Source organism: Leeuwenhoekiella sp. NPDC079379, from assembly GCF_044542075.1.
Classification (GTDB): Bacteria; Bacteroidota; Bacteroidia; order Flavobacteriales; family Flavobacteriaceae; genus Leeuwenhoekiella.
The window spans coordinates 77,723-103,127 of the sequence record NZ_JBITTU010000001.1 but is presented as its reverse complement, the minus strand read 5'-3'; the positions used below and the strand labels follow the sequence as shown (position 1 = coordinate 103,127).

The following is a 25,405-nucleotide window of genomic DNA, read 5'->3' as shown; positions in this document are numbered from 1 at the left end:
TTAACCTAATAATTTATCTTCTAATTCTTCTAACGAAATACCCTTTGTTTCGGGCATCATAAACTTGGTAAATAACAATTGTAAGACCATCATACCTGCAAAAAACGCAAATATAGGCCATGGGTTATCTTTAAATATACCATCCTCACTATCTAGAAAAACAGGTGTGAGCAGGGTTATTAGTGCAGCAAATACCCAGTGTGTGCCGGTACCCCAGGATTGACCGTAGGCGCGTACTTTATTGGGAAAAATCTCAGATATAAAAACCCAGATTACAGCTCCCTGCGCTATAGCGTGTGAGGCAATAAACATTAATATAAAAGCTAAAAGTATAGAGGAATTTGCTCCTGTGTAAAAACACCACGCAACGGTTGCTAAACTTATAATATAGCCAATAGAGCCTATAAACATAAGCGTACGTCTACCCAGGCGGTCTATTAAGCCTACGCCCACAAATGTAAATATGAGATTAATAACACCTATAGAAATAGAATTAAATAAAGAGTCTTCTGTAGCTAGACCGGCTTTTACTAATATTTCTGGTGCATAATACAATATGAAATTAATGCCTGAAACTTGATTAAAAAACGCAATTAAGAATGCCAGTATAAGTGGTTTTTTGTAGCGTTTAGTAAATAGGGTTACATCATCTGAAGTCTTGGCAAGTTCAGTTTTTATAGTATCTATTTTGTGTTGAACTTCGTCAACAGGATACACGCGATTGAGAATTTCAAAAGCTGCTTTCTCGTCTTTTCGTTTATGTAATAACCATCGCGGACTTTCAGGAACTCCCAAAACCAGTAAAATGTAAAGTATTGCAGGGATTCCTTCTACACCTAGCATCCAGCGCCAGTCATTTGCCCCCTGAAAACCCTCTAAAAGATAGTTGGAAAAGAATGCGATAAGAATACCAAAAACGATATTGAATTGATATAAGGCAACTAGTTTACCACGATTTGATGCTGTAGAAATTTCAGAAATATAGGTAGGAGCTGCCACAGATGAAGCACCCACACCCACACCACCTATAAATCTAAAAAAAGAAAATAGATAAGGGTCTGGCGATAGGGCAGAACCTACAGCAGAGACTAAGTATAAAACACCAATCCATAATAAGGTTTTTTTCCTTCCAAAACGATCGCACGGAATACCACCAGTAAGTGAACCTAAAACCGTACCCCATAAGGCCATTGACATTATGAATAAACCGTGAAAAAGAGGAGAAAGGTCCCATAACTGTCTAACGGGCAAGTTAGCTCCAGATATAACTACGGTATCAAAGCCAAATAGAAATCCCGCTAAGGCTACAGTGATTGACCATTTTTGTACTGCTTTCATTTAAGTATTTTTTATTGAGTAACTATTTCTGCCAGATACTGGGTATAGGGGTAATGCTTAAATTTGAAATCGCTGCTTTGGTTTTTAGTTTAAACTTTGTGTATGGTTCATTAGGAAAAAATTGAGCTGTAAGTGCGTTCATACCACCATCTCCAAAAAACTCTATAGATGAAGCATCCAGATATATAGAAAATTCAGCAATTTGATCATTGTTAAAAATCGCTGGAGCTTTCATAGGGGGCATAGCAAATTTTTCTGAAAATGAAGTCTGGCCACTTTTGCTTCGATCTAAGGTATACTCAAGAGAAGTTGCATCAAAAGTAACCGTCAATTGTTCTCTTTTTGTATTGCTTAATTCCAGTTCAAAATCTACTACTGGTTTTGGCACCTCAAAATAGATTTTAGATTGATGTAGAGAACTGTCTGTAAAAGAGAGAACTTCTGATTCTAATTTGGTTTGTGGAGTCAAAACTTCTAAACCTTCCGTAAAATCTGAAAGTGGATTATTAGATAGGTAATAATCATCTGTTTTATGTAATTCTAGTTTCCGCGGAAGCGTCATAGCACTTCTCCAGGCTTCTGTGGGCGTTTCCTGTCCGTACTCCCAGTTACTCATCCACCCTATAAAAATACGTTGATCTTCGGGTAGGTTATTATAGGTAATACCTGCGTAGTTATCACGTCCCAGATCAATCCATTTCTCCTCTTTTTGTTCTGAAGTAAATGTTTTACCATCAAATTCGCCAATGAAATATTGAGTTCCCGAACCTCCATTAGGTGCACCGGGATTAATACTAATAAATAGAACCCATTTAGTCTCTCCGGTTTCAGCAACTGTTAAAGGAAAAAGATCTGGGCATTCCCAAACCCCACCGTGCGCGCCTCTATCTCTACCAAACTCACTAAGATATGTCCAATCAATTAAATTGTCTGAATTATAAAACATAGCGTAATCGCCGGCAACGAGGATTAAAATCCATTTTTGAGTTTCCTTATCCCAAAAAACTTTTGGGTCTCTAAAATCTACCAGGTTTTCTGTGTTAGGCACTACCGGGTTGCCTTCGTATTTAGTAAAAGTTTGTCCGTTATCTAGACTGTAGGCGATTCCCTGATATTGATAATTTGTTGTTTTAGCCTCGGCACCTTTTGGCTCGTGATAGGTAAACATCGCTACAAGAGGAGGGTTTTCTAGAGTCCCAAGACCAGATGTGTTTAAAGAATCTACAACCGCACTTCCTGAAAATATATATCCTAGAGAGTCTGGTACCAGAGCTACAGGTTCATTATTCCAGTCTTTTAGATTTTTACTGGTTGCGTGGCCCCAGTGCATAGGTCCCCAAACAGAAGACTCAGGATGATACTGAAAATATAAATGATACGTTCCGTTATTGTAAACAAGTCCGTTAGGGTCATTCATCCAATGTGCTTCTGGAGAAAAATGATATTGTGGGCGAAAATTTTCGTAATATGTCATGTCTGTAGTATCTTTAGGCTTTGAAATGGGCTTCTTTTCTTCTTTACAGGAAATAAGGACAAGAATCAAGGTTGTTATTATGGCTATATCTTTCAATATGAGATGTTTTATAAGTCATATATAATGGAGAAAACGTTGGAAAATTAATAAAATTTAAGATAACTTAATCGATTTAGTTAGTTAATTTTGCAGAATTCTTAAATTTAGTACAATAAAAAGATAAAATCGAATATAAATTATATTAGGATTTGAATTATGAAAAGAAAACTGACCCTCAAACTTATAGCTAAAGAACTTGGAGTATCTATTTCTACTGTTTCTAAAGCATTGAGAGATAGCCCCGAAATAAGCGAAGAAACCCGTGAGAAAATTAAAGCTTACGCTAAGTTATATAACTATAAGCCTAACAATATAGCATTAAGCTTAAAAAATAGAAGAACTAATACCATTGGTGTTATCATACCACAAATTGTACATCATTTTTTTACTACGGTGATTAGTGGTATCGAGCAAGAGGCACGTGATCGTAATTATAATGTGATTATTTGTTTATCTAATAATGGTTTTGATAAGGAAGTTGAGAATATGGAGCTTCTGGCAAATGGAAGTACAGATGGTTTTATACTTTCTATTTCTAAAGAAACTATGCTTAAAGAAGATTATCATCACTTAAATGAGGTTATTGAACAGGGCATGCCTGTTGTAATGTTTGACCGCGTTGTTGAAGGTATTGCTTGCGATCGTGTATTAATAGATGATAAAGCGGGAGCTAAAAAAGGAGTTACCCATATGGTACGCAGTGGTTGTCGTAAAATAGGAATTATCACTTCTGAAGATTATATAAGTGTAGGAAGGTTACGTACTGAAGGATATCTGGATGCTCTTGATGATTTTGGTATTGAAGCTAATGACGATTTAATACTGAAGCTAGACAATATAGATGACCTTACTGAAGAATCAAAAAAACGTATAGAAGAGTTTGTTACTAATAATGAACTTGATGGAATTTTTACTGTTAATGAATTCTTCGCTGTTCATGCAACACGCGTGTTGACTAAACTAGGAAAGAAAATTCCTGAAGATGTATCTATTGTTTGTTTCACAGATGGTCAATTGTCTGAGAATATGATTCCAAGTTTAACAGCAGTGAGTCAACATGGAGAAGAAATGGGACGCAAAGCAGCAGCAATACTTATTGAAAAGTTAGAGCGTGAAGAAACGGAAAATGAAGTTTATGATACCGCTTATATAGATACAAGTCTTGTAGAACGAGAATCTACACGCAAATTAAACCGATAAATTAGAATGAGTAAAAAAGGATTTATATTCGATCTTGATGGTGTGATCGTAGATACCGCAGGCTTTCATTATTTAGCGTGGAAATCACTCGCAAATGACCTGGGTTTTAAATTTACTGAAGAACAGAATGAGCGTTTTAAAGGTGTAAGCCGTGTACGCTCTTTAGAAATATTACTTGAAATAGGAAATAGAAAAGCCACTCAGGAGGAAAAAGATGGTTGGTTAACTTCTAAAAATGCAGAATATTTAGGGTATATAGAAAAAATGACCAAAGCCGATATTTTACCCGGAGTCTTAGAAGTACTCAACTATTTAAAAGAAAAAAATATTCCAATGGCTTTAGGTTCGGCAAGCAAAAATGCACAGCCTATTCTAAAACGTGTAGGGCTTTACGATATGTTTGATTTTATTGTAGATGGTAACCATGTAGAAAAGGCTAAACCAGATCCTGAGGTATTTACTATGGGAGCAGAAGAACTTGAGATAGATTTTAAAGACACTATTGTATTTGAAGATTCTATTGCCGGAATACAAGCCGCAAATAGAGTAAATATGGTGAGTGTAGGAATAGGTGATGCAGCAACGCTACACGAAGCAGACTATATATTTAAAGATTTTACCGAAATAAACAACCAATTTTTAGACCAACTAATCAACGCTTAATACCATGAATCAAGATTATATCATACCCGCACCGTGGGCAATTTTAGAAGAAGGATTTGAAAAAGAGCATGTAAAATCGTCAGAAAGCTTATTTAGTATTGGTAACGGAGCCATGGGGCAACGTGCTAATTTTGAAGAAGAATATAGTGGAAAAACTTTTCAGGGAAGCTATATAGGTGGTGTTTATTACCCAGACAAAACACGAGTAGGCTGGTGGAAAAATGGGTATCCTGAGTACTTTGCTAAAGTGCTAAATGCACCCAGCTGGATAGGTATAAAAGTTCTTGTAGACGGTGAGTCTTTAGATCTTAACACTGTAAAAAGTGTTAAAGACTTCAAACGCGAGCTTAATATGAAAGAAGGTTGGCTAGGCAGAAGCTTTGAGGCAGAACTTCAAAATGGAACCCATTTAAAAGTGAATTCAAAACGCTTTTTAAGTCTGGAACATGATGAATTAGGAGCTATAAATTATGAAGTAACTCCATTAAATAAAGATGTGAGTATTAGTTATGAACCGTATTTAGATAGCGGTATTACTAATGAAGATACAAACTGGGATGATAAATTCTGGAATACATTAAGTGTAGAGGAACAAGGTAATAAGGCATTTATTACCGCACATACAATGAAAACGCTTTTTCACGTGTGTACCGCAATGTCAAACACATTTACGGTAGACGGGAAAGAGATTTCATTGACCCTCAAAACTAACAAGACCGAAACGTATATAGGTCACGTTTATGAGACTGATATTCGCGAAGGTGAGGCTTTTGCAATTCAGAAATATGCGGGATATATCACTTCTTTAAATCACGATAAAGATTCACTCAAGAGTGCAGCAGCGGCTGTATTAGATATTGCATTAGATAAAGGATTTAAAAACTTACTTACTAAGCAAAAAGAAGACTGGGCAGAAATCTGGTCTATGGCAGACATTGTGATAGACGGTGATGTAAAAGCACAGCAGGGAATTCGATTTAATATATTTCAATTAAATCAAACCTATTTAGGTAAAGATGCACGTCTTAATATAGGGCCTAAAGGCTTTACCGGTGAGAAATATGGGGGTTCAACCTATTGGGATACAGAAGCATATTGCCTTCCTTTTTATATGGCAACAAAAGACCAGCAAGTTGCGCGTAACCTGTTAACCTACCGTTACCAGCATCTTGAAAAAGCGATAGAAAACGCACAAAAACTTGGCTTTAAAGATGGTGCGGCGCTGTATCCTATGGTAACTATGAACGGGGAAGAGTGTCATAATGAGTGGGAAATTACTTTTGAAGAGATACACCGTAACGGAGCTATGATTTTTGCAATAAGCAATTATGTACGCTACACAGGAGATTATAATTACATTCCAGAAAAAGGTCTAGAGGTAATTATCGCTGTAGCTCGTTTCTGGAAACAACGCGCTACATGGTCTGCTAAGAAAGAGCAGTTTGTGATACTAGGGGTTACCGGTCCTAACGAGTACGAGAATAATGTAAATAATAATTTTTATACAAATTACCTTGCGAAGTGGTGTCTAAAATATGCCGCAGAGCAGGTTAAAAAAGTGTCTAAAGAGTATAGCTCAGATTACAAAAGAATTGCAGAAAAGACAAGCGTATCTAATGAAGAGTTAAATACATGGACAGACGTTTCTGAAAAAATGTATTTACCCTTTTCAGAAGAAAATGGAATCTACCTACAACAAGATGGTTTCTTAGATAAAGAATTAGTTACCGTTGCAGATCTTTCAAAATCTGAACGGCCTATAAATCAAAAATGGAGTTGGGATCGTATTTTGAGATCACCTTATATCAAACAGGCAGACACATTACAAGGTTTTTATGTTTTTGAAGATCACTTTACGCAAGAGGAACTTAAAAAACACTTTGACTTCTACGAGCCTTTTACCGTTCATGAATCGTCACTAAGCCCTTGCGTACACGCGATACAAGCTGCAAAATTAGATCAGATGGACCAGGCTTATGAGTTTTATTTGAGAACCTCACGTCTTGATCTTGATGATTATAACAAAGAAGTGCACGAAGGTTTACATATTACCAGTATGGCCGGCACGTGGATGAGTGTTGTAGAAGGTTTTGGAGGTATGCGAATTAAGAATGACATGTTATCATTTGACCCTAAAATGCCCACTGCGTGGGACGGTTTTTCATTTAAATTAAATTTTAGAGGGCAGATTTTAAAAGTTGCGGTATCTAAAGGAAAGCAGATCTTTAGTTTAGATAAAGGTTCAGACTTAACGATATTACTTAACGGTAAAGAGGTTAAAGTAAGCTCAGGACAGCCCACTGAAGTTTAAAAATTAGAATTAATATATTAGAAAAACCCTGTAAATATTCAATTTACAGGGTTTTTTGTTAGATTTAAATTAAATTCTACTGATGAAAATAAACTCTCTAAATACAAGACCAAACTCTGAAGAAGGTAAACACAAAAAGCAAATCATTCCATTTAAAGAGTTGTTAGATGTTTTAAATGAAAGGGAGTTGCCGGAGTTTGTTATTCAATCTATAAATAAAGAAGTAGATCATATTAATAGGAAAGATTATTCAGATAAGCAATTGTATAGTTTATTGAGAACCTCTCAAGGGCATATATTAAAAGTAGTAAAGAAAGAAACCGGTATAGTTCCTAAAAATCATTACAGAAACCTCTGGCTTGCTCTGGGAATGTCGGTTTTTGGGATTCCCTTAGGTGTTGCTTTTGGAGCGGCTTTAGGAAATATGGGACTCTTAGGAATAGGCTTGCCTATAGGTATGGCCATAGGTATTGCTGTAGGTGTGCAAAAAGATAAAAAAGCCCAGGCCGAAGGAAAACAGTTAAATTTAGAAATTAAATAATAGGTTTACCTATTTTAAAAATAGCATTATGAGTGACCTATTAACGTATTGTATTTCGGTATTTACAGGCTTTTTTGCAATTATGAATCCGCTGTCTAATATTCCTATATTTTTATCCTTAACCGAGGGTGCCAGCAAAGCTGAAAAACAAAAGGTTAATAAAAAAGCAATTCTTGTTGCATTTATAATTATAGCAGTGTTTGTGGTGCTGGGTAAATTTATTTTTCAACTCTTTGGTATCACCATTCCTGCTTTTAAGATTACTGGTGGGTTACTTATTTTTTATGTAGGGTTTGATATGCTTCAGTCAAGAAAGTCTGGAGTTAAGCATTTAAAAGAGACTAATTTTGATGAGAATATTGCTGTGTCACCTTTAGCGATACCCATCCTTGCCGGGCCAGGGACTATAGTAACTGCAATGAATTTTACATCAAACGCAACCTATGTAAATATAGGGTTAGTGATTTTAATTTTTGGGTTAATGTGTGTCCTTACCTATATAACCTTTAGCTTAAGTGATTTTATTGCTGCTAAAATTGGAGATAATGTAATTTCAGTAATAGGTAAAATAATGGGGTTAATAATTGCTATTATAGGGACTACAATGGTTATTCAAGGTCTAAAACTAACGTTTGACTTTTTAAATTGAAGTTGTTAATAATTAGCCTCAAGATGATCTAGTTGAGCGTGTCTTTTCTTAAAGGCATATAGATATCAGCTTTCCAGTCTAATTCGTTGCCTCCCATATTGGGGTTATTAAAGAAAACTTCTAAGGGGTTTTGCTCTATGGAGATATTATTTCTTTTAGCATAGGCAATAAGTGCGTACCAGGCCCTGTCTGAAGTTATGTAGTTGCCATTATAAACCGCGTGAATTGCTTCGGTTTTTTGCAATTGTTTATATCTAATATCTTTCGCTTGCGGAAGGCTGTCAGATTTAATTATAGGAAAACAGAAATTATACGATATGCTGTCTGTTTTAATATCCCAATTTGTAATTTCTACAAATGGAGGTCCATTAAAAGCTACATTATTCGCGGCAAGAATATCTCCTATATAACCATAATTCTGCATCATTCCTTTTGCCTTTTCTATTTGTAAACCTTCTAACTTAACGTAAGCACAATACGTAGCCGGTGTGCTCTCAATACCCGTAATATTAATTTTTAATTCACTAAGATGCTTTTTTAAAATTGTATAAAATGCATTTATATCTTTTGCGCTTTTTTTTTCAAAGTCTGTATCTGCAAATGGGATGGTGAGTTTATTATAAATACTATTATCGAGATCTTTTACACCTACACTAACCTTAGTTGTAGAATCATTAACTGCATAAAACCGATAAGTATAATTTATGGTAGACCCTTCAATAGATCGCTGCTGTACAAGCGCATCAAAGTTGTATTGAGCAATTATTTTGCTGTTTTCTAAACTTAAATCCCAGGCTTTGACAGATTGTATGACTGTACCCGGCGTTGTTTTAACTTTAAAGCTAATCGTAAAATCGCTGGGTTTTAGAAATAAATACCAACCTAAAGCTACTAGTAATAAAGTAGTAACTACAAAAATCACTTTTTTCATAAACTAGTTTGAGGCTTGAGCGGTATTTGCTTTTAGATCTAATTTCCCAACGATGTAACGGCCTACTTCGCGACCCTGTTTGAGACCTTCGTCAATAGCTGCTCTATAATGAATACCTCCATAAAGTCTGCTTAAAGCAGCTTCGCTAGATGCAGATCTAAATGATTTAAAACTGCGCACTGGTAAACCGTAAGGGGTTTCTGTATCATCGTCAAAGCTAAAATCGTCACCATAAATTTCGGTTAGAACTTCTGCTGCTGCACCAGATACAACAGAGTGACCACTACTGTACTCTGGGAAAGGTGGCGTTTGTAATACCGGAGCCCAGCCATCATCAATGTATTGATTAATTAATGTTTCAGGACGTATAAGGTTACTTCTGTACTTCTCGTCCCAGCAGCTTATAAAGCCATCAAAGAGTGCAATAGAAGTCTTTGTATAAGCGTAAACGGTTTCCATCAAATCGGCTTCCATTTTTTTAGTTGCGATTTTTACAATCCCGATCCAATGACCGCCGGGAGTGATTTTTTTAGTTGCAAACATGAGATGTCCTTTGTGCGTAGATACGTATGGGTTACAATCCCAAAATTGCGCAATCGCCATTTTTTCTGAAGCATCACCTTCTTCAGTCATCGCATTACGCACATCATATACTTCAATGAGTTGTTTGTAGAACTCAGAATCTTTTTCCATAGAAAATTCTGGTGGTGGAATGGGCTTAAATTGAGATGCAGAATCAATAACAAAGGTTCTAATTTTCATCCAGTGAGGTTCTATACCATCCATATAGGCGGGAGGAGTAGGTTGCCAGCGAGAAGGATTATCAGGATTTACCGAAAATTTTGGCATAGTTCGGGTTTGCTTATAATTATCCCCATCCATCCAGGCTTTAATATGATTTGTAACCTTAAGCGCATAGGCTTTAGAAGCAGCAAGCTCTGTAGGATTTTGATCCTCCCATTTAATATAGAGACTGTCTCTTATATCTGTAATTCGCTCTTCAGAAAAAATCAAGGTTTTAGCGATTTCCATTTGAGCGATAAGTGCTGCTAAATCATAATTTACAACAGCTGCAGAATCTGGTTTAGGCGTCTCAGGCAAATCTTTAAGTTTTCCTGCCAGCGATGTATATTCTGTGCTACTCTGAGCAAGAATTTCGTAAGCCGCAATATTAGAATAGGCGTAAATACGACTAGCTACAGGAGGTGAGAAAATATCGTGAATGATAACTTCAGTTACTTTCTCTACCGCATCATTATAATCGTCAGGAGTGATAACGATATGTTTCTCTTCACTTGTACAGGACAATAATACTAGCAACGAAAAAAATAGGAGTATAGATTTTTTAAACATAGTCAAAAGCTAATTTTTGGTTGTTTGGCTTAATTGATACAGTTGTGTTTTGCCATTATTAGGAGTAGCGATAAGATACTTTTTAGTGTTAAAAGAGATTATATTAAGCTGTCTAATTGATTTTTGAGCAAAATCTAATCCTAGTTTATCCCCATAATATATGGTATTACTATCCTTAATTAAAGCACCGGTAAAACTGTCTAATCTACCGTGAAAGGGTTGTACTCCAAAATAATTTCCGGCAGCAAGTAACTCATCTTTACCATCATTATCGAAATCGAATTTACAAAAAGTCATTACAGGAGCAACCTGAAAATCTCTATTAAAAGGCACAAATGTGAATGTGCCCAAATCGTTGCGTAAATACCCCGATTTTAATGTACTTACTTTTAATTTTTTGCTGGTATTAAGTTGATCTTCATCAAGAATTTGCTCTATTGTCTGGCCCGCAAAGCTCTTATATGTGCTGTACTTTTTACGCAGACTAACCACCTGAGAAGCAAGTGCATCTAAGCCCAATAAGGGATAATAATTTTTATTTTTTTCTGTAACTACAATCGTTTCAGTTTGACCATTTTTATCAAAATCATTGTAGTACATAATCATAGGATATTCTGATGAGGCTTTAAATTTGCTGTTTTCGCCCCAGTTACCCAGTACATAATCCATATCGCCATCGTTGTCTATATCAAAAGCGATTATACTTTGCCAAAGACCTTCTAAGTCTCCTTTAGTGTTACTAACAGGGCTAAATTTATTGTTTTTATTTTTCAGAAAAACAGGAGCCATCCATTCGCCGGTTACAATAAGGTCTTGTTTATTATCACCGTCAAAATCATCCCAAATAGCTGCAGTTACCATTCCCAGTTCTTTAAATTCTTGCGCTATGCGGAAAACTCCTTTATCATTTTCAAGTAGGTAGGAAGAAGGTAATTTGCCAAAGCTACCGGTAACACCTTGCGAACCTACAAAAACATCTAGATCACCATCTTGATCATAATCATGTACAGCAAGAACCGATGTGTTTTCAAATAGCTGAGGTAAAGAGCCTGTTTGAAAATCAACACTATTATTTAAATATAAAGCATCTAGTAGTGGTTTGGCTTTATTAGAAAAATCGCCGCCACTGGTGCCCGTGAACAAGTCTTTTTTACCATTTTTATTAAAATCTGCAATAACGGCAACCACTTCTTCGTGTATAGAATCTTTTTTAATACGGGGGTAACCTGTATTCACAAAAGAAGAATCTTGCTGAAGATATACTTGTGAAGGGATAAATTTAGAACCGCCAAAGAAAATGTCATCTTTACCATCACCATTAAGGTCTCCTACAGCTACTGCAGGGCCGCGATCTCCCAGTTGGTATGGTATTAATTTCTCACGATCAAAATCTGAATATGCATCTTCCCTATGTGTAAAATCAAGGCCTATGCTATCTGTCACTGCTTTAAATAGCGGTGTACTTTTTTTAATGAGTGAGCTGTAGTTGAATGCAATTGCATTTTTAGGCTTTATAACTATGGTTTGATTTGCTTCAATATTAGTGAGAACCTGAGTTGTGCGATCTGGCCAGATTACCCGTAAAGAATCAACCTTGTTAATATCGTTTAAACCAAAGTGAATTAAAGGTTCTGAAGATGCCTGAAACCCCCTCACTGTGTACAGTTCTTTATATTGTTTTATCCCGCCAGCATACGCATAAACTTTTGCGCCTATTGCAAAGTTGTTTTGAGCAAGGCTCTGGAGCTTAATTTTTAAATAGTTTGCTTTGGAATTAGTCTGATTTATGTACAGCGTGGGTGACGCATTAATATTGTTTGTGATGAGGTCAATATCGCCATCATTATCTAAATCACCATAGGCAGTTGCTCCTGATGCTAACGTATCATTTACAATCCAGCTAGAAGAACGGTCTTTAAAATATAAATCTGCCGAACCTTCAAACACATAATTGTGTGTTTTTCCGCTTGGCATTTTTTTAAGTGCTTTTTGATCTATGAGTGCAGTGTTGCTAATTTTATTTTGAATCTGATCACTAGAGACAAACTTGATATAGTCAAGATCATTAGGGCGTTTAGGTATTCCGTTAGATATAAATAAATCTTGTTGCATATCTTGGTTATAATCGCCAAAAAGTGCACTCCAGCTCCAGTCTGTTGCGGCAATACCACTTAATAACCCTGATTCTTGATACGCACCGCCTTCTCGGTTTATATAAAGCATATTGCGTGTGAACTGGTAGTGATAACCATATTTATCTGTGCGTAAGCGCTGGGTTTGTATGTTGTCGTCACCCTCAGAAGATTTTAGGACGTTCTCATCTTCAGGCAGCATATCTAATGATATAAGATCTGGCCATCCATCGTGATTTAAATCTGCAACATCACTACCCATAGAAAATCTACTGGTATGCCCAAAGTGATTTTTTAAATCTTCGGTAAACGTGCCGTCTCCATTGTTGAGGTAGTAATAATCATCCTCGTGAAAATCGTTTCCTATATAAATATCAGGGTAACCATCAAGGTTAAAATCTGAAATTGCAATACCAAGTCCGTAGCTATTTATACCTCCATAAATTCCCGCTTCTTCACTCACATCTGTAAAGTGATCGCCGTCATTCCGCATTAATTTATCACCGGTTTGTGCATTGCGTTCATAACGTAATTCGGCTTTACCAAAAGAATTTTGTGTATGCACAGCGTGATTTAAAATATAGATATCTAAATCACCATCTAAGTCATAATCTAAAAATGCAGCCGATGAAGAAAATGTATCTACATCAAGACCATATGCCTCAGCCATTTCTGTAAACGTATTATCGCCGTTATTAATGAAAAGTTCGTTATGCCCGTTTAGGCCATTAAGTCCTACAACTGCACAAACATAAATATCGAGAAAGCCGTCACCGTTTACATCTCCCATCACTGAAGCCGTATTCCAGTCGCTGTTGCCGGCTACACCTGCCGTTTCGGTAATATTTTCAAACTGTAAATTCCCTTTATTTAAGTACAGCTCATTTTTTACCTGATTTCCCGAAAAATAAATATCCTGTAAGCCGTCATTATTGATATCGCCCACTGCGACACCACCCCCATTATAGAAATAGAGGTAGTCGAGAATATTCATATCCTCGGTAGCAGTTAATGTATTTTTAAAGGTAATTCCTGCTTTTATAACATCGGGATTGGTGAATAATTCCGGGTCTTTTGAACACGAAATTAAAACAGGAATTAGTAAAAGTGCCTGAATGTATTTATTCATCTAATTTAAAGATCTTTGGTTTATCATTATTAATGGCCGCAACAATATAGGTGCTTCCGGTTTTGTCTTTAAATTTTGCAAGGTGTTTCACTTCCCCTTTTATAAAAAAGCCACTGTTATTATAATTTTGCCAATTATAATTAGTGTTTCCAGCATTGAGAAGTACACTACCATAATTAGCATCTAACTGCGAGTATTGAGGTTTAAACTCAAAATTGTTACCGGCCATAATTAAATCTGCCAGGCCATCCTTATTAAGATCTGCAGTGATGATGTCACAAACGCAAGATAATTGTACCTGATAGGGTAGTGGCTTGAGGGTAAAATTACCTTTACCATCATTTACTGCCATCATAGATTGTGAATAAGAAACCGTCTTTTTAATCGCATTCTGAAGACTTTCCGCAGAAAAAATACCGTCTATAGACCGCTTTGCATAATCTGAAGCTTTAAGGTTTTGCTTTTTAAGCGAACTCATTTGTGCTGTAATTTCTTTTTTCTGATGTATGGGATAGTCTTTTCCATTTTTCCGAATCGTTGTGATCTGCTCTATGGTACCATTATTATCAAAATCATTAATATACATCACTAACGGATTTTCTACTGTAGGTAGATAATGTAGATTCTGACCTTCATTACCTATAATAAGATCTATATCTCCATCATTATCAATATCTGCGGCTGCAATTGTGTTCCACCAGCCCATATTATTACTCAGTTCATTTTTAGCTTTTGAGAGGCGTTTTCCTGAATTTTTAAAAATGATAGGGCTTCCCCATTCTGAAACCGTTATCAGGTCTTTTTTAGAGTCACCATCTACATCAAGCCAGATAGCGGCAGTTATCATACCTGCGTCTTTAGTGTCGTATGCAAGGCGTTCTGTAGCATTTACAAACTTGCCGTTACCGGTGTTTTCTAAAAACAAATGTGTAGGATCTATGCCATAAACACCCACAACACTGCGAGACCCTATAAATACATCAATATCACCGTCGCCGTCAAAATCTTCTGGAGCTACAACACTCATATTTTGAAAGGCTGAAGGTAATTCTTCTGGAGATTTAGTAAAATTCCCCTTGCCATCGTTGAGGTAAAGTCTGGGCTTAAAGACCTCTTTTCTGCCCACTTCATTACCTCCTGAAGCTACTAGTAAATCTTGATCGCCATCGCCATCTGCATCAAAAAAGCTTGCTGCGGTATCTTCATAAAAATCATCTAAATCAAAAACCGGCTGATTTTTTGCAACTAGTTTCCCTTTACCTTGGTGTAAGTAAAGTGTTCCTGCTTGACCTTTAGGACCGCCAATATAAATGTCGTCATTGCCATCACCGTTGACGTCACCTACGGCAAGTGCAGGACCTTCTTCAGACAGTTTTTTAGATATCATACCCTCATAATCAAAATCATTATAAGCGTTTTCTGGCGAACTGTTTAAGTTACTCGTGGTAAGTTCTGTAAGTAAAGTTCTCGTTTTCTTTATTTTCTGAGGAATAAATGTCTCTAAAGCTTCTGCCTGATCAAGTTCTAAAGTTTGATCTGCTTTTAATGCTGTAAAAAGTTGGGTTTTATCGTTGGGCCATAATACGCGCATAGAATCTACGACCGTCGCATCACCAAGGCCTATAGTCATTGGGTATTCCATAGAAGATTGAAAACCACGTACAGGATATAATTCCTGAAAGATAATCTGATCGTTAATATACAGTTTTACTGAAGCCCCTACCGCAAACGGATTTTTGACGCCACCTTTAAATTTTACTTTTAGGAAGTGATTTTTTGTTTCCTTTTCTGCATTATTTCGAAAAACAAACGACTTCATATTTACATTGTTAACTACAAGATCAAGATCGCCGTCATTATCTAAGTCTGCATATGCGCTACCATTAGACATACTTAAAGTGTCTAATCCCCATTCTTTAGCAGCATTTTCAAAGGTTAAATCTTTCTTATTGCGATATGCGTAATTAGAAAGTGGTTTTTTAGGCATTTTATTAATTATAGAATCTATTGCCTGTCGCTTACCAGTTAGCGCCATATCCTGAATAATTTCGTCTGCAAAAAAGTCAACAAAATCAAGGTCTGTTAAGTCGTGGTTAATCCCATTAGTCACATAAATATCTCTGTAGCCATCATTATCTAAATCAACTAATAATCCTGCCCAGCTCCAGTCTGTGGCATCTACACCACTGTAATAGGCTATTTCTGAGAACGATCCATTTCCATTATTAACCTGTAGTGTGTTTTGTATAAATTGCTGGTAAAAGTCTTTACCCTGCTTTAGTTTGTAAACGTTGTAACTGTCAAATTCCATAACAGATTTGACGCGTTCTTCAGGTTCTGGCAGCATATCTGTAATAAATATATCCTGCAACCCATCGTTATTTATATCTGCCATATCAACGCCCATTGCAGAAAGCGAGAGGTGAGATGTCCAGTTTTTTATTTCTTCTTTAAAAGTGCCATCTTTTTGATTTATATATAGATAATCACGCTCATAAAAATCATTAGAAATATAGATGTCTGGCCATAAATCATTGTTGATGTCGGTTATCATAACCCCTAGTCCAAAACCTATAAGACTACCATAAATACCAGCTTCTTCACTCACATTTGTAAAAGTGTCACCATCGTTACGCATTAATAAATCTCCTACCCCTTTGAAGATGTCAGGGACATTTTCCCAGTCTTCGGCGCGAGTATCTCTTTGCTCTGCAAAACCTAAACCGCTCACGGGCACGTTACTATTATTTAATATATAGACATCAAGATCGCCATCTTTATCATAATCAAAAAAACTGGCCTGCGTAGAAAAACCCGATTTTGCCAGATTGTATTGTGTTGCTTTTTCTGTAAATGTTAAATCACCATTATTTATATAAAGATCATTATCGTGGTTATCACCCTTCATATTACCTGCATTACTCACATAAATATCGAGTAAGCCATCACCATTAACATCTGCCATTACTACACCTGTAGACCATGGCTTATTACCACCCACTCCAGCCTTTTCTGTAATGTCTTCAAATTTAAAATCACCTTTATTCAAGAATAATTTATTCTCCCCCATGTTTGCACTCATGTAAATATCTGCAAGACCATCATTATTGATGTCACCTATAGCAACACCACCACCATTATAAAAGTTACGGTATTTAAAAATATTGAAGTTTTTACTGTTTGTTATGGTGTTAGTAAAATCTAAACCAGTTTCAGAAGGATCTAAAAGACTAAATAATTTAGGGGTTTCAGGAAGTGTTTCTTCGTTCTCAGATTTATTTTTTTCGCAAGAGATAATCAGCAAACTAAGACTTAGTATATAAAGGGTTTTTAAAAATCTCATTTAGTTTTCTTTTCTTAAAAATAGTGGGGTTTCATTATTTCTGCCTATTATATAAAATAAACTGTCCTTTATTTTAATAGGTGTGATACTGCGAGAGGCACCTTTGATATTAACATTGTGCTGTGTTGTATGATTAAAAGAACCTTGACCGTTGTTGAGTAAGAATATTCCGTGAGAAGCATCTTGTCTACCCAATTGAGTGCTTATCTCACTGTCGTTTCCTAACAATAAAATATCTTTAAAACCATCGTCATTAAAGTCATCTGTAAAGATTGCTTTAGTGCTTGATATTTGCGCCATAAAAGGTAATTTATGTACTTTAAACATCACATTTCCTGTATTCTCAAAATAGGAAGTTTCTAGCATAAAGACCTTTTTTTTATCGGCTTTTTTTAATTGTTTTTCTGAAAATAAATCTTGAACACGTGCTTCTGCAAAGGCATGATAGCTAAGAAATTTCTTATTGAGTGATGGTATTTGTTTTACGATCTCATCTTTAGTCGACAGTATTGTTTCAGTATCCTTATAAAAATAGGTCGTTACCGGGTCTATCTTACCATTAGCATCAAAATCATAACGGTATAAATTTAAAGGTTTTTCTGTGGAAGCTGTAAGCCTTGTATTAAGTCCCCAATTCCCTGCAATAAAGTCAAGGTCACCATCATTATCAAAATCTTCAGCAATAATCGCATTCCATAAACCATTTGTTGAATCAAGGCTCGAACTTTTCTGAAGGGTTAATTTTTTTCCATTATTTAGAAAAATCTGAATAGGCATCCAGTGGCCACAAACTATAGCGTCTTTATAACCATTACCGTCAATGTCTGCCCAAATAAGGTCTTTTACATTTCCGGTTTTTGAGAATTCAGGCGCTAAGCTATCAGTGACATTTTTAAAATTGCCTTTACCGTCATTCATAAATAGGTAACTACTTGGTGTTGCACCAAACTCATGTGGAACTAAATCACTAGTGATTGCAAAATCGTGATCTCCATCATTGTCAAAATCTACAGGACTTATTTTAGAAGCATTAATGTAAAGACCATCAAATTTATTTTCGCTTAAAATATAACCATTATCAGAATTTAAGTAAAGTCTGGGAGTTAGCGGTTTTCCTGTGATAAATTCGTTTCCACCACTGGCGATAAGTATATCTGTTAAGCCATCATTATTTACATCAAATAAGGCTACAGCCGTATCTTCGTGTATTGCATCTTTTGCGGCTTCGGGTAGCTTTTTTTTGACAAAGTCACCCTTTTTATTCTGAAAATACAATTTTGTTTCCTGTCCTTTAGCACCTAAAATAATGAGATCTTCAAGACCGTCGTTATTTAAATCTGCTGCTTTTACCTGTGGGCCGGTGTTTGTATTAGCATACGGTATCAAAGCGTCACGGCTAAACTCTATAGAGCTACCATCTTTATGAACAAAATCTATTTTTGATGCTACATTGACTAGTTGAATTTCAGATTGAAAAGGATCTGTTGATGTAAGTTTACTAATTGCATCTTCCTCTTTTAGTAGTATGTTTTCCTTAATCTGAATATTTTTTAGTTTTTGAACTTTACCTGAAGGCCACACTAATTGAAGCGAGTCTATACTTTCTGAATTTCCCAGGCCTACAAAAACTGATGGCGGTACTGCAGACATAAAACCGCGTGTTGTATAATTTTCAAATACCTGCATCATACCATTTACGAAGATGGTTATTTTAGCACCTATTCCAAATGTGTTTTCTTTACTACCTTTAAATCTAATAGTGATTCCTTTTTGTTTTTCTTTAGATTGAGCGGTGTTATTTTCTAAAATGTAAGTTGCTTCATTAATGTTATTTACTACAATATCGAGATCACCATCATTATCTAAATCTGCATAAGAGGCACCATTGCTAAAAGATGGTTTTGATGAAGTCCATTGTTTAGTGACATCTTCAAAAGAAAGACCTCCCATATTTTTATAGGCATAGTTTGAGACGTGAGTTTTAGGGACTTTTTTGATGAATTCCATTTCCCTTTCGGTCATATTTTTCCCCAGACGTTTTTGAATGGCGTCATTCGAAATAAAATTCACAAAATCCATATCATTAGTAGCGCCCAAAATTCCGTTAGCGATATAAATGTCTTTATATCCATCATTATCAAAGTCTGCAATTAGCGGACTCCAGGACCATTCTGTTGCAGCGATGCCGCTCTGAAAAGCAATTTCTGAAAAGCGATTATTACCTAGGTTTAGTTGTAATGCATTTTGCATAAACTCATAATCGTACCCATTTCTAAGCTGATTCTGATAAATAGGGTAGGCGTACTCATTACCAGACGCTTTTAAGACCTCAAGTTTTTCAGGAAGCATATCTAGACTTAGAATATCTGAAAGACCGTCGTTGTTGATGTCTGTCATATCAGAACCCATTGAAAAATGGGAGGTATGTCCAAGAATTTTTGAAGCGGTATTTTCCTCTTTAAAAGTGCCATTTTTTTGATTTATATAGAGGTAATCATTTTCAAAAAAATCATTGGAAATATATAAATCGGGATATCCATCATTATTCAAGTCGCTTACAGAAATACCTAATCCATATCCTATTTTGCTTGATAAGATACCTGCTTGTTCTGTATAGTTTAAGTAGTTGCCATTGTTATTTATATAAAAACGATCGCCATTAATACTATCAGGAATACTGCGTATGGCCGCGCGACCGTAACTCGAGTTTGGGTGAACCGAATGATTGAGTAGGTAAAGGTCGAGATCTCCGTCTAGATCATAATCAAAAAAAGAAGCTTGCGTAGAAAGTCCTGTAAAATTTAAACCGTACTCAGTAGATTTTTCTAAAAATGATGGAATTCCATCTTTTGAACCCTGGTTTATAAATAGTTTGTTATGTCCTTTTAGATTGAGGTGGCCACTAACAGTAGAAACATAAATATCTAAAAGGCCGTCATAATTAATGTCTACAGTGGTTACACCGGTATTCCATGTGTTCTCCAGATTTATTCCGGCTTCTGTAGAAATGTCTTTAAAAGTGAGATTTCCTGTGTTGAGATACAGCTTATCTGCAACTTGATTTCCTGTAAAATAAAGGTCTAATAAACCGTCGTTGTTGAAATCTGCAATAGCGGTCCCAGCACCATTATAGAAGTACAGGTAATTCAAAATATTAAGTTCTGGAGTACTTTTAATTTCATTTTTAAATAAAACACCAGAATTTGTCACTTGTGATAATTTGTAGATCTCATTTTTTTGTTTGCATGAGCAAACTAAAGTGAAGAGTACGATTACAAAAAGGATGTTTAATCGTGGCATAAAATGAAGTCCTACAGTTTATGGGAAAATTACTAATTTAAAAGAGAGGATCATTTTGTGATCCTCTCTTTTAAATTAGGCTAAAAATAAATGGGTTTTAGTAACCCGGGTTTTGAACTAAATTAGGATTTGATAACAGTGCGATTTCCGGTATAGGAAATAAGTTTTTATTAGGATCACCGGTTACTTCTTTAAGACTCCAAGGAGCAGTAAATTGATCAAAACGAACAAGGTCATTTCTTCTCCACGTTTCAATAAACAATTCTCTTGCACGCTCATCTAATAATGATGTTGCATCTAAACTTGTTAAAGCAGGAGTATTATCTCTGTTTGCTCTTAAGTTATTAACCATCGTTAAAGCTTCAGCAGTTTGTCCTTTTCTAAACATTGCTTCTGCTTTCATCAAATAGGCATCTGCATATCTAAAGAAGATCTGGTGTCTTCTAAAAGATTCAATTAAAGGGCTTGTATCATCACCTGTATCTGGGATAGGATCGTATGGGTGATACTTTAGCAAACGTATACCTTGTATTTCTGTGTTACCTACAAGAGCTGGGATTTCTTTAGTGAAAGAAAGTGGTCCGCCCTGTCTGTTTTTAAGCATTGTTCCATCTGCATTATATTGCTGGCCTATTAAGAAGCCATATCCTATTCCTAGATTTAAGTCATTAGCATTAGTGTTATCCCAAACAATACCACGACGCTCTTCCTGACCGTCGCCAGCGAAATTTGTATTAGGATCTCCTTCAAATTTGTCATAGAATTCTGCCAGTGTAGAGAAACCATTCCAACCACCACCTGTATTATCTGGAGCATTTTGACTGTAGTGTAAAGAATTCCATATTCTTGCAGCTACTTCACTTCTTAAAAAGAAAATAGTCTCTGTGTCTTCTGTAGGTTCAAAAATCTCAAAATAACTTCTTGTAGATTCTACAGCAAAACCACTAGCTGTAATTGCGTCAACAGCAGCAATTACGGCATCCATATCTGCAGGGTCAAATGTTCCTGTACCATTGTAGATTGCAGCGTTGAGGTGCAGTTTTGCCTTTAGGAATTGCGCAGCTTCTTTAGTCGCTTTAACAGTCTTAGTTAGATCTGGTCCTGTTGATGGAAGATCTGCCATAGCTTCAGTAAGATCTTGCATTACAAACTCATAAGCCTCAACACGAGATAATACTCTAGGATTTACTTTAGGCCCTTCTGTAACTTCTCTAAAAGGTACAGAACCATAAAAATCCATAACAAAGAACATGTTATAAGCTCTTAAGAATTTTGCTTCAGCAACTATCGCCGCTGATGGATTACTTTCTATAATTTCTGTAGCTCTAAAAACATTTTGATTTAATGTGTTCCAAGAGTTTAATACAAAAATATGGGCAGCATTCCAGGTGTGAGTGTGCAGCTGTCTCCATACCCCATTATCACCCCAGTCTGTTCCTCGAGTAGGAACTAAAAGTTCGTCTGTGGTAACTTCATTAAGAGCATAAATGTTATCCTGCCCTTGAAAATCCCCGCCTACTTTATTGTATAGGTCACTTAACGAAGATGCGGGATCAGCAAGAGGGGTAAATGTAAAATCTCCTGTGTCTTCACTAATAATAGAGTCTGTCTCGTCTATTTCTAAATCTGTACACGATACCATAGCAACCATTATAAATGCTGATAGGGTAAAGGGTTTAATTAAAGTTTTTATTTTCATATCAATTTTTTTTAAAAAGTTAAGTTTACTCCTAAGCTATAGATACGTGGTCTAGGGAAAGACGAGTAATCAATACCAGCAATAGGTAAACCATTTAATAAATCTCCACCACCAGGTACTACACTTACTTCAGGATCTAAACCACTGTAGCTTGTAAGTACAAATAAGTTTTGACCAGTAAGACTAAAACGCATAGTCTTAAAGAAACCTACATCTTCCATAGGTACGTTGTAAGCGATAGATGCAGTTTGTAATCTTAAGAAATCACCTTTCTCTAAGAATCTAGTAGAAACTGATGCTTCAGCAAATCTTCCTTCTACACCAGCTAAGTCAATTACATCTTCAGTTACGTTATTTCCGCTTCCAATTGCTCCTCCTGTAAAGAATGCATTTGCAGTGTTGTTGTAAATGTAATTTCCGGCTTGCCCATTAAAGTATAAAGAAGCACTCCAGTTTTTATAATTTGCAGAGGTAGATATACCACCTGTAATGTCTGGTAAAGCACTTTTACCTACAAACTTTTGATTATCTACACCACCTTCAAATGTTGGGTTTCCACTTTCGTCAAATCCAATAAATTCTCTTAAGTAAAATGAATAAATAGGGCGACCCGTCTCAAGTCTTTGTGCAAAAGCACCTGTTAAACCAGCACCACGAATGGTACCTGCAGCAAGTCTTCCATTAAAATCCTGAATCTCATTTTTATTGTATGCCAGATTTACACCTATTGTCCAGCTGAAATCATCTCCTTGAAGAATATCATAATTCAAAGCCGCTTCTAAACCAGTATTTAATACAATAGCATCGATATTTTGGAAAAAGAAAGGTTGTGGCGAAGGCTGAGCAGCATTAATATTTAAAAGTAAATCGCGAGTCTCTTTACGATACACATCAAAACTACCATTAAAGCGATCGTTACCTAGACCGAAGTCTAAACCTACAGCATATTGTGTAGTTTCTTCCCATTTCAAGTCTGGATTAGGGAATGATACGGTAGTGATACCAGGAATGTTTATCGCACCATCGTCATTTATACCACCACCAGAGTAACGTTGTCTTTGCACAAACTGGCCGTAGCCTAAACCATCCTGGTTACCTGTAATACCATAACTTAATCTCAATTTAAGCGTAGAGAACGTGTCTCCTGCAAAATCTTCGTTGTTAATCTTCCAGGCAAAAGCAGCAGATGGGAATATACCGTATTTGTTGTTTTTACCAAATTTAGAAGAACCATCAGCTCTTACAGTAGCAGTAAATAAGTATTTATCTGCAAGAGTATAATTAACACGAGCAAAATAAGATTGTAATTCATCTGTATTATCAAATGTATCTGCGAATACAGACCTTAAAGCTAAGTTAGATACATCACCTAAATTCTCTCCTGATGGAGCAGGAAATAATCTATTTACAAATAATCCTGTTCCGCCAGAATAACCATATTGTTGATATCCTCCTGTAATTAGTGATTCTAAGCGTGAAGCAGCAGAATTAAGATCGTCTGCCATTTGATCTAGATTAGTTGATTGATAGCCAAAACCTTCAATGTTTCTACCAGACACTTGAAATTCTTGATATGAAAAACCTACAAGTGCATCAAGATTTGAATTGTCAAAAGCCTTTTTGTAGTTAAGAGTTACTTCAAAAAGTTGATTATTGTTTTCAAGATCATTCAATGCACCTCTACCATTTCCACCGGCTCCACGAGCTACGTTAAATGAATTTGCATTAATAGAACCATTTCTTGTTGATTCTGCTTTGTCATATCCAAAAGTTGCCTTTGCAGAAAATGCATCTGTAATATCATATGCTGCAGACAGGTTTACTAAGAAACGATCTGTTTCAGACTGACTTTGAAAGTTTTGAATTAAGTTTAAAGGGTTAATTCTATCTCCAGGATTAAATGTAGGATCTGCAGGCCAAGTTGGGTTTGCAGAATATGAAGCTCCTAAAAGGTCACCAGTAGAACCTGCACTACCACTTAATGGTGGTGACTCATCATTTACGCGAGATAAAGTACTCTGTAATGTAAGCAACAATTTATCATCAAAAAGACGCTGAGAAGCGTTTAATCTTCCTACGATACGCTCTTGAGATGATTTTTGAATTACACCTTCTTGATTTCCATAGTTGAAAGTTGCTCTTACATTTCCAGAACCGTAGTTTTGAGAATAAGCAACGTTTGTGTTTGTAGAAATTGCAGTGCGTAAAGCTAGTGATTGCCAATCTGTATTGTTTCCAAAATCTGTAGCCGAACCACCAAAAGCAGCCACTGTACTTAGAAATTGTTGACGATCTAATAAGTCATATTCATTTGCAGCATTTGCTACACTCACTTCAGATGAGACTTCAAAAGTACCACCGCTTGCACCGCCGCGACCACTCTTAGTAGTAATAATTACTACACCGTTTGCGCCACGAGACCCATATATAGCAGTAGAAGAAGCATCTTTAAGAATACTTATACTTTCAATATCATTAGGGTTTAAGAAACTTAATGGGTTTTTAGCAGAACTCGTTCCTACTCCAATGTTAGATCCTTCTGCCGAAGTATCTCCAGATGGAAGTGGAACACCATCAACCACAAATAAAGGGTTATTGTTAGAACGTACAGAAGAAGTACCTCGAATACGTATTGCAACTCCTGATCCAGGTTCACCACTACCAGATGCTATTTGCACACCAGCAGTTTTACCTTGTATAAGTTGTTCTGGTGATGAGATAACACCCTTCTGAAAATCTTCAGAAGTTACTGATGCAACAGATCCTGTAGCATCTTTTACAGTGGTAGATCCATAACCTATAACGACAACTTCCTCAAGTGCCGCTGCATCTTCATCTAAAGTTACATTAATAGTAGATTTACCATTCACAGCAACTTCTTTAGCTGAAAAGCCAACGTAACTAAATACTAAGGTACTCCCTGCTGCTACATTATTTATGGTATAGTTACCGTCAAAGTCGGTAGTTGTACCATTTGTTGTTCCCTTTACAAGAACGTTAGCCCCGGGGAGCGGGCCATTTGCTTCAGATACTGTTCCCGATACCGTTTGTGCTTGTGCCATACCTGCCAGTAATAGCGAAGCGCAAAAGAGCATACTTTTAAGTATAAATTGCTTCATAAAATTAATTTTAAATTGTTTTAGTTTTTAAAAGATTCTGGTTGTTAAATTTATACAAAAAAATGAATAATAGCGGCTACTACAACGTTTAAGTTGCGAAATCGATGTAGTAAAAAAGCACGTA

14 protein-coding genes are annotated in these 25,405 nt (G+C 36.1%); 5 read left to right on the top strand and 9 right to left on the bottom strand.

The window, feature by feature from the left end; translation table 11 throughout:
* Positions 1 to 1,338, bottom strand: coding sequence for a sugar porter family MFS transporter (locus ACIGAM_RS00400; protein WP_396509504.1), 1,338 nt, complete (start codon positions 1,336 to 1,338; stop codon positions 1 to 3).
* A gap of 22 nt (positions 1,339 to 1,360) precedes the next feature.
* On the bottom strand, positions 1,361 to 2,908 hold the full coding sequence (locus ACIGAM_RS00395) for a glycoside hydrolase family 32 protein (protein ID WP_396509503.1): 1,548 nt from the start codon (positions 2,906 to 2,908) through the stop codon (positions 1,361 to 1,363).
* Between the two features lie 159 nt (positions 2,909 to 3,067).
* Between ACIGAM_RS00395 and ACIGAM_RS00390 the strand changes: the two genes are divergently transcribed.
* The 5 genes from ACIGAM_RS00390 to ACIGAM_RS00370 all read left to right on the top strand — a co-directional run bounded on the left by ACIGAM_RS00390 (position 3,068) and on the right by ACIGAM_RS00370 (position 8,275).
* Positions 3,068 to 4,111, top strand: a complete 1,044-nt coding sequence (locus tag ACIGAM_RS00390) for a LacI family DNA-binding transcriptional regulator (RefSeq protein WP_396509502.1) — start codon at positions 3,068 to 3,070, stop codon at positions 4,109 to 4,111.
* A gap of 6 nt (positions 4,112 to 4,117) precedes the next feature.
* Entirely contained in the window at positions 4,118 to 4,774 is a 657-nt protein-coding gene (gene pgmB, locus ACIGAM_RS00385; protein WP_396509501.1) for a beta-phosphoglucomutase, read from the top strand.
* Between the two features lie 4 nt (positions 4,775 to 4,778).
* On the top strand, positions 4,779 to 7,085 hold the full coding sequence (locus tag ACIGAM_RS00380; protein ID WP_396509500.1) for a glycoside hydrolase family 65 protein: 2,307 nt from the start codon (positions 4,779 to 4,781) through the stop codon (positions 7,083 to 7,085).
* An 82-nt stretch (positions 7,086 to 7,167) separates the two neighbouring features.
* Entirely contained in the window at positions 7,168 to 7,626 is a 459-nt protein-coding gene (locus tag ACIGAM_RS00375; RefSeq protein WP_396509499.1) for a hypothetical protein, read from the top strand.
* A 28-nt stretch (positions 7,627 to 7,654) separates the two neighbouring features.
* Positions 7,655 to 8,275 carry a MarC family protein gene (locus ACIGAM_RS00370; protein ID WP_028376539.1) on the top strand — a complete coding sequence of 207 codons (621 nt, stop codon included), beginning with the start codon at positions 7,655 to 7,657 and terminating at the stop codon, positions 8,273 to 8,275.
* A 28-nt stretch (positions 8,276 to 8,303) separates the two neighbouring features.
* Here the strand turns inward: ACIGAM_RS00370 and ACIGAM_RS00365 are convergent, their stop codons facing one another.
* From ACIGAM_RS00365 to ACIGAM_RS00335, 7 genes are all read right to left on the bottom strand, one after another.
* Positions 8,304 to 9,206 (bottom strand): AraC family transcriptional regulator, encoded by a 903-nt coding sequence (locus ACIGAM_RS00365; RefSeq protein WP_396509498.1) that lies wholly within the window; start codon positions 9,204 to 9,206, stop codon positions 8,304 to 8,306.
* A gap of 3 nt (positions 9,207 to 9,209) precedes the next feature.
* The gene (locus ACIGAM_RS00360) at positions 9,210 to 10,559 is read right to left on the bottom strand and encodes a vanadium-dependent haloperoxidase (protein WP_396509497.1); all 1,350 of its coding nucleotides are present in this window, start codon (positions 10,557 to 10,559) and stop codon (positions 9,210 to 9,212) included.
* 9 nt (positions 10,560 to 10,568) lie between these two features.
* Positions 10,569 to 13,820: a VCBS repeat-containing protein gene (locus tag ACIGAM_RS00355; RefSeq protein WP_396509496.1), complete on the bottom strand. Its 3,252-nt coding sequence runs from the start codon at positions 13,818 to 13,820 to the stop codon at positions 10,569 to 10,571.
* Positions 13,813 to 17,163 carry a VCBS repeat-containing protein gene (locus ACIGAM_RS00350; RefSeq protein WP_396509495.1) on the bottom strand — a complete coding sequence of 1,117 codons (3,351 nt, stop codon included), beginning with the start codon at positions 17,161 to 17,163 and terminating at the stop codon, positions 13,813 to 13,815. Before ACIGAM_RS00350 ends, ACIGAM_RS00355 begins: the two co-directional genes overlap by 8 nt.
* Complete coding sequence (locus ACIGAM_RS00345; RefSeq protein WP_396509494.1) at positions 17,164 to 20,463, bottom strand: VCBS repeat-containing protein; 3,300 nt, start codon at positions 20,461 to 20,463, stop codon at positions 17,164 to 17,166.
* Positions 20,464 to 20,560: 97 nt separating this feature from the next.
* Positions 20,561 to 22,162: a RagB/SusD family nutrient uptake outer membrane protein gene (locus tag ACIGAM_RS00340; RefSeq protein WP_396509493.1), complete on the bottom strand. Its 1,602-nt coding sequence runs from the start codon at positions 22,160 to 22,162 to the stop codon at positions 20,561 to 20,563.
* A gap of 11 nt (positions 22,163 to 22,173) precedes the next feature.
* Complete coding sequence (locus tag ACIGAM_RS00335; RefSeq protein WP_396509492.1) at positions 22,174 to 25,281, bottom strand: SusC/RagA family TonB-linked outer membrane protein; 3,108 nt, start codon at positions 25,279 to 25,281, stop codon at positions 22,174 to 22,176.
* Positions 25,282 to 25,405: the final 124 nt, after the last annotated feature.